General features: G+C 58.8%; 12 protein-coding genes. 4 read left to right on the plus strand and 8 right to left on the minus strand.

What is annotated here, in order from left to right:
- Nucleotides 1-5: 5 nt before the first annotated feature.
- Nucleotides 6-1157, minus strand: coding sequence for a DUF998 domain-containing protein (locus FW756_RS00160; RefSeq protein ID WP_446428162.1), 1152 nt, complete (start codon nt 1155-1157; stop codon nt 6-8).
- Nucleotides 1154-4801 (minus strand): TM0106 family RecB-like putative nuclease, encoded by a 3648-nt coding sequence (locus tag FW756_RS00165; RefSeq protein ID WP_446428163.1) that lies wholly within the window; start codon nt 4799-4801, stop codon nt 1154-1156. Before FW756_RS00165 ends, FW756_RS00160 begins: the two co-directional genes overlap by 4 nt.
- A 357-nt stretch (nt 4802-5158) precedes the next feature.
- On the opposite strand from FW756_RS00165, the gene FW756_RS00170 reads away from it, so the two are divergent.
- Nucleotides 5159-6733 (plus strand): DEAD/DEAH box helicase, encoded by a 1575-nt coding sequence (locus tag FW756_RS00170; protein ID WP_446428164.1) that lies wholly within the window; start codon nt 5159-5161, stop codon nt 6731-6733.
- A 73-nt stretch (nt 6734-6806) separates the two neighbouring features.
- Here the strand turns inward: FW756_RS00170 and FW756_RS00175 are convergent, their stop codons facing one another.
- Nucleotides 6807-7211, minus strand: a complete 405-nt coding sequence (locus FW756_RS00175; RefSeq protein ID WP_446428165.1) for a YchJ family protein — start codon at nt 7209-7211, stop codon at nt 6807-6809.
- 102 nt (nt 7212-7313) lie between these two features.
- On the opposite strand from FW756_RS00175, the gene FW756_RS00180 reads away from it, so the two are divergent.
- Nucleotides 7314-7547 (plus strand): hypothetical protein, encoded by a 234-nt coding sequence (locus tag FW756_RS00180; RefSeq protein WP_446428166.1) that lies wholly within the window; start codon nt 7314-7316, stop codon nt 7545-7547.
- Between the two features lie 200 nt (nt 7548-7747).
- Here the strand turns inward: FW756_RS00180 and FW756_RS00185 are convergent, their stop codons facing one another.
- Nucleotides 7748-9322 carry an aminotransferase class I/II-fold pyridoxal phosphate-dependent enzyme gene (locus FW756_RS00185; protein ID WP_446428167.1) on the minus strand — a complete coding sequence of 525 codons (1575 nt, stop codon included), beginning with the start codon at nt 9320-9322 and terminating at the stop codon, nt 7748-7750.
- 77 nt (nt 9323-9399) lie between these two features.
- Between FW756_RS00185 and FW756_RS00190 the strand changes: the two genes are divergently transcribed.
- Nucleotides 9400-10308: a LysR family transcriptional regulator gene (locus FW756_RS00190; RefSeq protein WP_446428168.1), complete on the plus strand. Its 909-nt coding sequence runs from the start codon at nt 9400-9402 to the stop codon at nt 10306-10308.
- 36 nt (nt 10309-10344) lie between these two features.
- On the opposite strand, the gene FW756_RS00195 is transcribed toward FW756_RS00190, so the two are convergent.
- Entirely contained in the window at nt 10345-11814 is a 1470-nt protein-coding gene (locus FW756_RS00195) for an MDR family MFS transporter (protein WP_446428169.1), read from the minus strand.
- A 74-nt stretch (nt 11815-11888) separates the two neighbouring features.
- A complete protein-coding gene (locus tag FW756_RS00200) occupies nt 11889-12545 on the minus strand; it encodes a hypothetical protein (RefSeq protein WP_446428170.1) in 657 nt (218 codons plus the stop codon).
- A 33-nt stretch (nt 12546-12578) separates the two neighbouring features.
- Between FW756_RS00200 and FW756_RS00205 the strand changes: the two genes are divergently transcribed.
- Complete coding sequence (locus FW756_RS00205) at nt 12579-12917, plus strand: GNAT family N-acetyltransferase (RefSeq protein ID WP_446428171.1); 339 nt, start codon at nt 12579-12581, stop codon at nt 12915-12917.
- Nucleotides 12918-12927: 10 nt separating this feature from the next.
- On the opposite strand, the gene FW756_RS00210 is transcribed toward FW756_RS00205, so the two are convergent.
- The gene (locus tag FW756_RS00210) at nt 12928-13599 is read right to left on the minus strand and encodes an asparagine synthase (RefSeq protein ID WP_446428172.1); all 672 of its coding nucleotides are present in this window, start codon (nt 13597-13599) and stop codon (nt 12928-12930) included.
- Nucleotides 13600-13677: 78 nt separating this feature from the next.
- Complete coding sequence (locus tag FW756_RS00215; protein WP_446428173.1) at nt 13678-14346, minus strand: metal-dependent transcriptional regulator; 669 nt, start codon at nt 14344-14346, stop codon at nt 13678-13680.
- Nucleotides 14347-14371: the final 25 nt, after the last annotated feature.

Here is a 14371-nt window from a genome sequence, read left to right on the forward strand (position 1 = left end):
GTGTCTCATTTCAGCTCCTCAGCAGGCACGGAGGATTCGGCCTGCGGCGTGTCAGAGTCGGAACTTGCGGCAGCAAGATGCCGCAAGAAAATTACGATCCACATGGCGATCACGCCAGCCGCGATGACTTCAAACGCGGCAAGGTTATATGCGCCAATGGGCCAGAAAAACAAGGCTGCAACGATGATAGCGATCATCACACCATCGGAGAACAGCAGGAACGGCTTTGGGAAACCGTCGAGCCACCAGCGCAGCCCAATGAGCAATGCTCCGAAAAGCACTGCCATGCCAGTCGCAAACGTGTTGTGAAAGAGCAAACTCACGTTCACTGGGACTACGCCAACTCCGGCAAGACAGATGCCAATCCCGACGAACAACCATGCCACGTATGTCGTGTTGCGCCGAGTGCTTGGAAGTGACGCGACGTCCCATTTGCGCAATTCGCTGTGAATCTGTGACGCAAGCGACGCGAACAGAAAACCGCCAACGATAAACGTGATGTTGAACACGCTGCTGCTGAAGTCGTCGCCTGTGCCTAGCTCGCTAAAGTGCAGCTGCCACCATTCAGCTTCTGATGTCGTCAGCATTGCAACAACAATGCCACCTACCATGAACATTGCAAGCAGAGTTGACAACGACTTCATGGTGATATTTCCACCGGAAATAGTGCCAGCGTATGCAGCGGCAGCTGCACAAAGCGCGACAACGAGTGTGCTCGTCAACGCATCAAGCCGAAGCCCAATAACGCCCTGCACGACCACGGCGGTAAGTAAGAGCATCATCAAGGCTGCGATGCCTGCGTGGGCAAGCGCTATCACCACGGTATCGAACCAACGTTGCAGGCGTCGGCCAAGTGTGAGGGTCGTTGCTTCACAACGCATAGCTCGCGAATATTCAAGGGCAGATGCAATGCCGGCGCACAAGCTGGAAGCTACTAATCCGATACTGCCAGGAGAAATCAGCCCCCAGGCAGGGACACTGTCTCGAAACAAGAGCAGCCCGGCGATTGCACTCACGACCAGGGCATAGAAGGCAGCACTCAGAGCTCGCACTTCGCGCTGCATCTGCATTGTCTCAGTGGTGGCATCTACCCCCGGGTACAACACCCCGAACACGATATCCGTTGCACGGTGAATGGCTGACGTTGCCCTGCTCATACCTCCAATTGTAAGTGTGAGGCTCGCTCAAGGAGTCGAAGATACCCGGACAGCGCGGCCAGGGACTCAGCACTTGTCGGCAGGCCATCCCCCAGTCGGTCTGAGGCAACCAAGTATGCAGCCCACTGGGCGCGACTCATCGCAACGTTCAGCCTGTTCCGCATGAGGAGAAATTCCAGGCCGCGCGGCACATCGTCAGCACTGGACGCCGCCATCGACACGACCGCGAATGCAGCCTCCTGGCCCTGGAACTTATCGACCGTACCTACGCGAATGCCGTCCAATCCTGCTTGCAACAGCCACTCTGTAATGCATTCGACCTGCGCGTTGTAGGCGGCGACAACAATTATGTCTCCGGGATCCACTGCACGACGAGGATGTTCTGCCGAGATAAGTTCACCGGCAAGCAGGCGACGAACCAGCTGTTCGACCACGGCGGCTTCCTCAGGCGAATGCGTGGCATTGCCAGAGTGAGAGACCGTGACGAGTGAAAGCCCGGCGTTTCCGACTCCGAAGGCGCTGCGCTCGAGCGCGCTCTCATGTGCGGTCAATCGATTCTCATACGACAGCTCAGATACCACTTCGGTGAGTTCAGGGCGCATGCGCCGCGTCTCCGCAAGGAAATATCCCTTGTCTGCAGGCAACGTCCCCTGCTCACCCAGCAACCAGCCAAGTGCAGAAGTGTCGACGGGTTCCGGATGACTTCCCTGGGAAACCTGTGGCAGCTGTTGCGGATCGCCGAGTAGGAGCAATCGTTCCGCTGCAACTGACGCAGCGATTGTCGGGGCGAGGGAGAATTGTCCAGCTTCATCAATTACGAGAAGGTCAAGGGAACGCCGTGCTATGCGATCCTCATTCGAAAAGTCCCAAGCTGTACCTCCGATAACACCTCCGCGATTTGTCTCGATCAGGCCAGCAAGGAACCGGCCGTGACCATTCTTTGGAAGGAGCGTGTAGTCGGAGTCAGAATCGTTCGTAGGCCCGGTACCCGTCTGCGGCACTTTGCCAACGACCTCTGGGGAGACACCTGCCCGCACCACGCCAGAAAGCACATTCTCGACAACTTTGTGGGACTGCGCAACGACGCCAATCCGCCAGCCGTCTTCCTCAACCAGTCGTTTGATGACCCGCGCAGCCAAGTACGTCTTACCTGTACCTGGCGGGCCTTGAACCGCCAACGCAGCCCTGTCAAGCAAACGAATCGAAGCAGTCACTGCACCAATAGTGCGGTGTTCTGCATTGCCATCAACCGTAGCGAGGGCAGCTTCTGACTCTACAGCGACGAGCGCACAATCTTCACGCAAGTGTGGCGCAGCTCTGCAGAGCAGACCGAACACGGGATCTCGTACGACGCCTTGGGCTCTCACCGCGTCAACGAGTGTTCGACCCCATTCCTCAATTGCTCCCTTCTGCCTTCCCGGATGCGGTGGGGCCCCTGGCGTGAGTGCTACCGGTAGACCGACATATGGTTCAGTATCTCGGCCAAGCATTTCCTCGATTGTCACACCGTCGAGGTGCCGCTCAATCACCGTCACGTTGCGTGCGGCACGTTCACCTGGCCGCCAATTGGCTGTAGGGAATGGGGCGGGGTACTCATACAACGCAAACAGGTTTGTTCCCGGTTTCAGGGAGCTGCCAGGAGCAATACCACCACGAATTCTGAGATACCGTCTGCTCGCGCGTTTGCCTTCTGGCGTGTGCCAATCTTCCTCAACATAGCTCAGTGACGATTCAACGACGACCACGTCGCGAGTGTCTGCCCAGTCGTCAATTGGGTCCGTGAGTCGCGCGTAATGCGACCACCAGAAAGACTTCTGCTCCCTCTGATGGTAGTCAATCGCGCTCGAAGCAAGCCGCAGAGCTTGCGCTCGGGCCGGGTCAAACTCTGCATCTGCGAGTTCGAGCAACTCGCTACCGACCTCGCTGAGTTCAACGTTCGGGAGCGTCTCTGCGGGAAGTAGCTCAGTCGGGGAAAACGGAACGACATCGTGGGCGCGAGCGAGTGATAGAAGCCAGTCACGGAGACGAAGTGTTGACACGCAGTCATAGCGGTTGTAGTCAGCAATGGCGTCAAGCCGGCGCTGCCCCAGTTCTTGATTGTTCAGATCGCTGGATGCGAGTTGAGCGCTCGCTTCGGCATATTCAGATACCGATTGCGCACCGGAGGTCACCCCCTCTTGATCCCGCAATTCATTGCCCATATACAAGGGTTCAAGTTTCTTGATCGAGTATGACCGTGAGCCGACTCGCAGCGCACGTCGAACGATCGGGTACAGGTCAACAAGCACGTGTTCTCGAAGCAGTTGATCAACTTCAACCTCGCCAACCCCATGGCGAGCAGCAATCGACAGGAGATGTGACTTTTCATATGCCGCGTAGTGATAGATCTTCATGTCGGGCCAGCGGCTTCGACGTTCGTTCACAAAATCGAGAAAGTCGCGCAGGGCTTGCTTCTCGGCTTCTAAGTCGTGCGCCCAGAACGAAGTGAAACGCTCGTTGACATCGACCATGCCGAACAAGTAATCAATGCCCCAACGGTGTCCTTGAGGTTCCCGATACAGCGGGTCGCCCTCAAAGTCGAAGAAAAGGTCGCCCTCGCTTGGCGCAGGAATCGCAGCCAGCGCCTGCGCATCGACGACCCGCACGGCCAAGGTGCCACTGAGTGAGGTTTCAAGCTGCACCGCAGCCTGCGCGACCGTGCGTTCCAATACGCCATGAGCAATACCATCGATTTCGGGCAGCTGATGTTCAAGCGCAGCAACTGAATCGATAGTTTCATACCCCGAAACGCGCAGGAGGTCACGCTGCCGCCGCGTGATTCCAGCGATGAGCAACGGGTCACGTGAAGCCGTCACTTCAGGCTCGCACACCTCACATGTGCCGCACGCCGAAATTGAGGCGTCACCCCAGCGCACTGGTTCGGCGCTGGCTGGCGTTCCATCATTCCCCACCGCACACACTCGGTCAAAGAGCATTCGGTGCAGTCGTTCTCTCCGTGCTCGAAAGACGGGAGCGATATCAGCAACCTTATGTCGAGACTCTGCGCCGTCGCCCATAATCAGCACAGCCTCGGGCGAAACTGGAACCCCGATACGCTCGAGTTGCTCGGCATACGCTGCGAGTTGCATGAGCGCAGTCACCTTGGCTCGGCGGGCAAGCTTGGTGTCTTGTACCTCATAATCGCCGTTTGGCTGCAGCTTGAGAAAATCTGCGAAGCCTAGGAACCCAAGCTCCATTTCGCCAGACTCTGTCGCCACGCTCTTTTGTGCGGGGTCGAAGAATGTCGCTTGAAAGACAACTTCGGTTTGCCCGAGCAAACTTTCTCGCGTCGCCTGTGCTGCGAGAGTAAGCGCAATCTCGTCGCGTGGATCACAGCGCGCGATCTCTACTACCCCGCCAGCATGCCCGGCTTCCCCAGGAGCAAATTCAGCACGATACTGCTCGAGAACGCGCTCTTCATGAGCGTTGCCCAGCGCGGCTGCACGCGCCAGCATGGGATCATCATCGGCAGGCACCGCGACGTTTCTCCCCAGCTTGGCATCCACCCTGCGCAAGAATGCAAATTCGCACATACTCGCAGCGGTCAGGTCGCTTGCACTCGTCATAATGCGAGTTCCGCCGCCGCTGCGATGCTGCATGAACATGTCTGCTCCTTAGATACAAGATGATGCGAACGACGTTACCCGGTAGCACTGACATTGCAGGGCAGCAGGGCATGCCCCGACGAAAGTAGTCGAGCAAGTATCGCAATTTCCTCGCGCTCCTTCGAGCGATGACGTAGGCTGGAGGGCACGGGGCAGTCTCTCACTCCCCCTATCGTCGCTGATGTTATGCGCGCAAGTACCTTCATCGGTATCGCGTTTGCGCCTTTGAAGGTGCACTTTCTATCCGCGGCGAACGAATGCGCAGTTCCGCGCACTCGCCGACCCAGCAGCGATTCACGGCATTGATAGCCGAACGTGTTTTAGGCAACTTCACGCTGCCCCCTTTGAAAGGTTTCTGTGACTGAACAGACCCCCAACACCCCATCCTTCCTCGACCTCGGCGTTCCCGCACCCATCGCGGCAGCACTCGAGAAGAATGGCAAAACTGAGCCGTTCCCGATTCAGCGCGACACGCTTCCTGACACGCTGGCAGGCCGTGACGTGCTCGGCCGTGGACGTACTGGCTCGGGCAAGACCATCGCATTTGGCATCCCGCTTGTTGCGAACCTCGCTGACGACGCAGCCAAGAAGCGGAAGCCGAGTCGGCCACGCGCGATCGTGCTTGCACCGACCCGCGAGCTCGTCACCCAGATTGCCGAGACGGTGAAGATGCTCGCCGACCCTGTCGGCGTGAAGGTTACGACAATTTTTGGTGGCATTCCCCAGCGACGTCAAGAGGCCGCACTTGAGGCAGGCGTCGACATCGTCGTCGCTGCACCTGGCCGCCTTGACGATCTCATGCGTCAGAACCTCGTCGACCTCTCCGGCGTCGAGATCACCGTTCTCGACGAGGCAGACCATATGGCCGACATGGGCTTCTTGCCCGTCGTTACGCGCATCTTGAACAAGACGCCAAAGCAAGGCCAGCGACTCCTCTTCTCTGCGACCCTTGACAACGGCATCGACAACATCGTGAAGAAGTACCTCCACGATCCAATCTTGCACTCCGTTGATACTGCAGAAAGCCCGGTCCCCCTCCTCACACACCACGTTTTCGAGGTTTCCGGCAAGGGCCAGAAGGACGCGCTCATTGAAGCGCTCGCTTCGGGCACTGCACGCCGAATCTTCTTTACCCGTATGAAGCATCAGGCGAAGAAGCTTGCGAAGCAGCTGACTGCTGCGGGAATCCCGGCCGTTGAACTTCAGGGAAATCTGTCGCAAAACGCGCGCGACCGAAACCTTGCTGAATTCGTCTCCGGCGAGGCAAAGGTTCTTGTTGCGACCGACGTCGCAGCACGTGGCGTCCACGTTGATGGCGTCGAACTCGTCGTACACATTGACCCCCCTGTAGAGCACAAGGCGTACCTGCACCGCTCAGGACGCACAGCTCGTGCAGGCAATGAAGGTGATGTTGTCACGATCGTGCTCCCAGAGCAGCGCGGTGAAATGAAGCAGATCATGCGCGCAGCGAAGATCCGCGTCACGCCGAAACAGGTCGACACTCTCGCAAAGAACATCGATCCTGACATCCTTGCGCTCATTGGCGAGGTTGCGCCGCGAGTGAACCCGAAGGAGACCGAGCGTCGCCGCGCAGAGGCTCAGGCGGAGCAGCAGCGCGCTGCAGGCCATGCGCCATCAGGCGCAGGCAAGTCGCAGGGCGCAAACGCGAAGCGCAAACGTGCGCGCAGCGGGCGTGGTAGCGGCGCAGGCAACGGTGCCGCTCAGCAGTCATCAGGGCGCAGTGGCGGCCAGGGTGGCCAGCGTCAGACACGTGGCCAGAGCAACGGTGGCGAACACCGCGGCCAGGGCAATGGGCAGCGCGGCAACCAGAATCGAAGCCAAAGCGGACAGCGTCAGGGCGGCAGCGAGCAAGCCGGTCAGCGCCGAAGCGGCGGCCAGCGTCGAGCACAGCGCCCATCCGGCTCAAACTAGACGTTCACACGAGAGCGGGGCTCTCACCGATTGACGCGGTGAGAGCCCCGCTCTTGTTTTCTGTGAAGGGGGCTTAGGCGCTGGCACCATCCACATATACCCAACGCCCGTCGACGCGCGAGAAATTGCTCCGTTCTCGCTGTTCGAAGCGTCCGTCTGTGTCACGACCAATCGCCGTGAACTCAACAACACCCTCAGCGTCAAATGGGCCGCCTGAAACAGTTTCTTCAATAACCAGACCAAGCCAACGAACAGCCGGGTCAAGTTCAAGCGTTGCCGGTCGAGTCGTTGGGTGCCAGGAAGCTAGGAGATACGCTGAGTTCTCGAGAACGAACGCAGAGTACCTCGACCGCATGAGTCGTTCGGCCGTAGGCGCATCGCGTTCCCCCGTGTGAATAGCCTCGCAGCATTCTGCATAATTTGCACCGCTCCGGCACGGGCATCGAAGCGATTGCACAGGTGCAGAAATATCAGTCATACGAAATAGCCTATGCGTGGCAGTTCGCAAACAGCGCCAGTTCAGGGCAGAATAGTAATGTGTCGACATTTTCGTCGACTTCCAGACTTACGAGGAGATACTGTGAAGATTTTCACCCGCATCGCCACCGCTGTGACCGCCGCAATCGCATCGGTGTTCATCGCGGCTCCCGCTTTCGCTTCGACCGAGGGCGAGAAGATCGACTTCCACGCAATGTTCTCGACTGCAGGCAACTCGCACAACATGGTCGCTATCTCGATCGTGATGCTCGTGCTCCTCGCAGCCGTGCTGCTGCTCTCGACCGGCATCGGCAATCTCTTCGAGAAGAAGAAGTAGAACTCAGTTTCTGCGTCATAACTGAGCGGGCGATCGGCAGATGCTGGTCGCCCGCTCAGTTATTTTGCCGCGGGGTGTCATTACAGCGTCGCTCGCAGACGTGAAATCACGTCTCAGCACCTTCGCACACGCTTTCCCCTACGCACGAAGGCCCCGGTCTCCTCAGGAGCCGGGGCCTTCGTGCGTACGGGTGTAAGTGCCTAGTTTGCAGTTGCGGTAAGCGGATCACGTACGACACGGAACATGCTGACACTCGCGTCTGCAGCACCGCGAACGTGCCCTGTCGGCGATGCAGCGACAGCCTGCAAGAAGCCAACGGTCTCTGCGGTGATCTCTTCGCCAGGAACCAGGTTCGGAATGCCTGGCGGGTATGCCGCGAGCGTATCTGCTGAGATGCGACCGACAGCCTCTGCGGCAGGAACCAGCTCGGCTTCACTGAAGAAGGCAGCTCGAGGAAGCATTCGCAGGGTGCCAGCATCGGGCAGCGAAGGGAACTTTTCTGGCACAGTTGCTTCCGCGCCAGCTGCCGCCTTCGCTGCGAGTGCCTCATTGGCAACCGTTTCGAGCGCGGCCATGATGCGATCCAAATCTGGAGTCGCGAGTGCGCCAAACACCGCAACAATCGTCGTTGCAGTCGACATCTCGAAGTAGACATGATGATCGTTTGTCAGACGATCGCGAACCCAGTGACCGCTTTCCCCCAGCGCTGAAACATCAATGGGGATGCGCAGCGGATCAGTTTCGACGATGTCGTCAAACGCATCGAAGTGGTCGCTGACCACTGAGAAGTGTCCACTTGCCCGGAGGCGCGCACGGAATTCTTCTGCAAGTCGAATGGACTCGCCAACCTGTGCTTCACCGTTTGCAAGCGCGTGACGCGCTGCATCAAGCGAACCGGTCAAAATGCCGCTCGCCGAGGTCGAGGCGGTCATGGTGAATGCACGGTCCACGAATGGAAGCAGTCGATCAGCAAACTCAGTATCACCGAGGTGCAACATAGCTGACTGCGTCAGCGACCCTGCAAGCTTGTGGGTGCTCGAGATCACGAGATCTGCGCCAAGGCGCGCTGGCGATTCAGGCAGATCAGGGTGGAAGCCGAAGTGCGCGCCCCATGCACCGTCAACGATCAACGCCGCTCCATACGAGTGGGCGACGGCAGCGAGTCCAGCGACGTCTGCGGTCGAACCGAAGTAGCTTGGCGAAACAACATACACGCTCGAGACCTCGCGACCCGCAGCGTGCTCCTCTCGCAGCGCGTCATCGAGCGCGGCTGGGGTGAGGCCGTGAGCGATGCCATGCGCTTCATCAACGCTTGGCTTCACAAATGCGGGGAGAAGCCCTGCAAGCAATACGCCATCGGTAAAGCTTGAATGCGAGCTGCGCTGCATGAGCACACGTTCGCCGAGCGAACGAACCGCAAATGCTGCGGTTCGGTTGCCCTGCGAAGCGCCGTTGGTGAGGAACCACGTACGCTTTGCACCCCAAGCGTCTGCCGCGAGCACACGTGCCTGCTCCATTGGCGAATTCTCGCCAAGGTCAATTCCATCGAGCATCAGCGGCACGTCGAGTTCAACGACGCGCGGTCCGAACACCTCTGCAAGATGAGCTCCACCACCGGTGGGGTTGCAGCCGTGGCCTGGAACCATAACGTTTTCTGGGCCCGCTGCCGCATAGCGCTTGATCGCATCAACGTAGGGCATTTCCTGCTGAGCTACGGCGTCCATGCGAGCACCTTCACCCGCACGGATCCCAGCTGCATTGATTGAAGTCTTCATACTTCCAGAGTGGACAAGAATTCATTTGCACGGAAGCGCGATTTTCCTGACTGGCACCATATAAGATATGGATCACTATGATCGATCTCCGTCAGATCCAAGCCCTCATCGCCGTTGCTGAGGAAGGCTCGGTCGCCCGCGCTGCCGTCCGTCTCGGTTGGAGCCAGCCCACCGTCGACTATCACCTCAAGAATCTCGATCGGCTCGCCAGGATTCCGCTCACCAGCCGCAGTAGTCGCGGGAGCCAATTGACGGCGCCGGGACAACTCATGCGCGAGCGCGGAGAGGAGATCCTCAATCTGGCGGATCGTGCGCTCACCGACGTTCGCGACCTTGCCGCCGTTGGACGTACCAAGCTTCGCTTTGGTACGTTCCCCACCGCAGCAGCGAGGCTGCTCCCAGGCATCGCCGCGCTGCTCGGCAACCGCGGCATCGAGCTCGACACCACACTCGCTGAGGTCCCGAACCTCCTCGAGCAGGTGAACCGACGCGAACTCGACGCAGCACTGCTCTACCGCATCCCAGGGTTCGACATGCCTTTCCGCCCCGAGGTACGGTCACTGCATCTACTGACTGATCCGCTGCTCCTTGCGCTGCCCGCAACGCACAAACTCGCAGGTGCAGACACGATAAGCGAGGCAGATCTCGCTCAACTCGTTTCTGAGACTTGGGTGTTGGGATCCACACCGGGTGATGCCGTTGATGAAATCGTGCGTGAGGTAGTTGGCGCAGGCAAGCCGCTCACAACGGCAGTGAGAAGCGACGACTACGCCGTCGTTCTTGGCCTCATCGCCGCAGGAATGGGTGTCGCACTCATCCCCAGCTTGATGCGAGCGCACCCGCCAGAGGGCGTGGTCTTGCGCCCCATTCAGTCTTCTCGATTCTCTCGAGAGCTCATACTCGCCGCACCAGTTTCGAAGGGTGCAGATGCTCCAATCATGCACCTCTCAGAGGCAGTGCGGCGTACGATTCACGACCTCGACTAGTAATAATGTCGAGGTCGTGAATCGCTCACCACGTTGCTATTCGCCGATAACCTGAACGTCGCCCGTCGCGGAAGAGACCGCCGCGGGTGACGTCGCAGGACGCACGAAGCACGCGATGACGATGCCGACTGTCGCAATCGCCCCGCCAATAATGAACGCCGCTTGAGTTCCCTGCGCAAGCGCGTCGATGGCTGCCACGCCGGGTTCCTGAGCCGCGGACACAGACACAAGCGTCATCACGGTAACAAACAAGGCGGTACCCGCCGCACCGGCAACCTGCTGCAGCGTCGAGATTGTTGCGCTGCCATGCGAAGCGAGATGCATCGGGAGCGAGCCAAGCGATACCGCAAAGAGTGGCGTGAAGACACCAGCGAGACCGATACTGAGCACGAGGTAGACCGCGAGAACCATCCAGATACTGGTGTCTGCAGTAAATAGCCCCATAAGCCAGAGTGCGATTGCCGTAACCGTCATACCCGGAATAAGCGCAATACGCGGGCCGCGAGTATCGACGATACGTCCAACGATGGGCCCAAGGAGCCCCATGATGAGACCGCCAGGCAGCATCACCAGTCCGGTTTCGAGCGGGGCGTAGCCGAGCACGTTTTGCACGTAAATTGGCAGCAGGATCAGCGACCCAAACAGCGCCATTGAGCTCACCACAAACAGGATGACTGAAAGCGCGAAGGGTCGACTTTGGAAGGTTCGGAGGTCAAGCAGCGCGCGATTTGTGCGCTGTAGTGAAAGCTGTCGCCAAACAAAGAGCGCGAGCGATACCACGCCAACACCGACAGGAATGAGCGGGTTGATACCAGCCGCTCCGTTCGCCGCCGCGCCAACAGCGCTCAGGCCGTAGACGAGTCCGCCAAATGCAAGCGCAGAAAGCACGACCGAAAGCGCGTCGATGGGAGCTTTGCTCGTTACGCCGACGTTTGGCATTCGCAGCACACCAACGACCAGGGCGATCAGCGCGATTGGAAGCATGATGATGAAGAGCCAGCGCCAACTCAACGACTGCAGCACCATACCCGAAATGGTAGGGCCAAGTGCTGGGGCGACAGACATGACGATCGCGATCCGCCCCACAATTGCGCCGCGCTGGCGTTCAGGAACCAGGGTGACCACTGTCGTCATCAGCAATGGCATCATGATCGCTGTACCACTCGCCTGGACGACGCGTGCTACCAAGAGCAAGCCAAATCCAGAGGCGATTGCGCCAAGCAACGTACCAATTGAGAACAGGGTCATAGCGACGCCAAACAGCGTACGGGTTCGCACACGCTGAATGAGCATGCCCGTGATCGGAATGACCACACTCATAGTGAGCAAGAATGCGGTAGTCAGCCACTGGCCAGCAGCAGCGGTGATACCGAGGTCACTCATAAGTACCGGCAGCGCAACGCCCATGACGGTCTCATTGAGGATGACAACAAATGCAGAACCCAGGAGCAGCCATACGGCGAGGCGCTCTACTGGGCCAAAAGTTCGTTCGTAGGTTTCAGACATAAGTCTTCAACCTTACGATATTTTTGCCTCTCAGTCGAATTCTTGTTCGAATAATCTCTGCTCGCGCTCCGCGCCTAAGCCTTTCTAGACGAAGAGCCTGTCTCGGCACCTTCACCACGAGGTTCAGGCGCCTGAGAGTCGCTTTCTTCCTCTTGAGCTGCCTCTTTCTTTGCTTGCGCTGCAGCACGTTCTTCGGCGATCTGTTCGGCTCGCGCAGCACAGGCAGCCGATGCGTCTTCAGGCAGATCAAGCGCGGCGCGTGCTTCCGCGGCGATCTTCCCGCTTTCGGTTGCGCCTGGCCATTCGTAGCTAATGATCGCGGTCGCTGTGAGTTTGCGCGCGGCAGGAACTGCCTTCGCGTCGGCACTGAGCGAAGCACTCACGTTGTCGATTAGTGGGGCTGCCGCTTCTGGCCACACCATGTCAGCAGACTGCAGTTCCTTCGCAGCAGCGCTGCTCGCATCTGCGAGCTTGCCGAGTGCTTCTGCATACAAGCGCGTATCGTCTTCTCCGCGAGTGATCCCGATCTGCAATCGGTCGATTTCAAGGTCAACCGCATCCCACGCCGCATTCACAGGACACACGACGTCTAGGTACCGTGTTCCCGCTTCAGAAAGCGTGAGGGTCTCTGGCTCTGGCTCTGGCTCTGGGGCCGCAGACGTGCAACCACTGAGTCCCGTGGCCAACACCGCAGCTGTACCAACACCGAGAGCTAGGGTGAATCGCTTCATACACACTAGATTACCGCGAGCTATGCTTGCCCCATGGCCAGATACCTCACCGAAGAAGCCGCCGCTGCCGACGGATTCACGATCGTTCACGAGCCACGCAAGTCAGAGTTCGCGTTGTACCGCACAACCGAAACGAAAACGCGCAAGCTCGGTGAAGCACATTACACGCTCAGTGGCGAGCCCGGGTCTCCTGACGCGACGATCAACTTCGACCACACGTTTGTTGACCCAGAACTCCGCGGTACCGGGCTCTCCGGTCTGCTTGCGCACGCTGCCGTATCCTCCGATATTGCCGCGGATCGACGCACGCTCGCGTCCTGCTGGTTTATCGACGGGTACCTCAAGAAGCATCCCGAATTTCGCCGCAGCTAGTTCGTCGTAACTAGTCGGCGTCCTTCGAGCCGCGTCGGAACCCTCGCCGCACCTTTTCAGGCTTCGGTGCGCGGTCGTGCAGGAGTTCAGTGAGGTCCTTGTCAATGAGCTGCTGAATGCGCTCATCTCGATGCTCCTGATAATCCGCACTGCCGCCGCCAGCGTAATACGGGTGTGAGGCACGCTCCTTGAGCGAGTTGCCCACTTCGTCCCACGCAAGCGCTCTGGCGCGCTCAGCAGTGTCGTTCAGATACGCCTCGTCAGCAGCGCGCCGACGAAGTTCTTCTGCGACCCGCTCGTATACTTCCTGCCGATGACGAAGCGTGCGGTTGTCTTCGTTACCGTACTCGGACTCGATCCAGGCGCTGCGCCCTGTGTCACGAATCTCGTCACGCATACGTGCGATGTGACGGGCGTCCTTCTCGCGTTCTTCCGCGAGCTCAATCGCGGCGTCGTGCACGAGCGTGCGGATCCGCTCACGATCGTAATCCTCATGACGCTTCAGCGCATTCATGATGATGCTGTTCTTCACTTCCATCCGAACTGCAACATCGGCAACGAGAAGTCCCTGTTCGACAATTTCCTCTACGGGCGCGAGAACACGACGCGGCAGACGTCGTGGCGGCTTCTTTGCCGACCCTCCACGCTTGCCGTTTTGGCGCTTCGAAAAGATTCCGAACACGTCGCCCCTCTCAATACAGCCTTCGGCGCTGTGACCACGCCGTACTGCTTACGATTATTCCCTATGCTCAGGGTTTTCTTACAACACCGAGGCCCACACTGCACTCGCGGCGGCCGTACCCAGGCTTACTGGTTGACCATTCACGACCACCGTCACCGTTTCGGAGAACGGTTCGCCAGGCAACATGTCAAGCTCGGCATCAACGACGATTCCTCGAGACTGGAAGTACTGCAACATCGCATTGTCGGCGTCTGAAATACGTTCAACCCGCACACGGCACGGCGCTGGTGCGTCGCCGAGCTGGACTGCGTCCGGTCGATGCACCGATCCGTCTGCACCCGGAATAGGGTCACCGTGCGGATCACGTGTGGGCCACCCCAGCACCCGATCGATGCGGTCGATCAGCTCGTCGGACACTGCGTGTTCGAGCCGATCCGCCTCATCATGCACCTCGTCCCAGGTGTAGTCAAGCATTCGCACGAGAAACGTTTCAAGCAGCCGGTGGCGGCGGATCATCGACACTGCGTGCTGGCGCCCCAGGTCAGTGAGCGAGACCGAACCGTATCGCTTGTGATCAATGAGTTCGAGATCGGAAAGCTTTTTCAGCGCATCAGAGACTGTTGAGAGTCGCACGCCAGCAGCCTCAGAGATCGCCGAGTTCGTGACGGGGTCGTCTGACCACTCCTCAAGACTCCAAATAACCTTGAGGTAATTTTGCATACTAGGTGAGAGATCATCGACGCGCACAGGTCTAGGCTACTCGCTACCGATC

The organism is Leucobacter sp. 1207-22 (assembly GCF_052850455.1).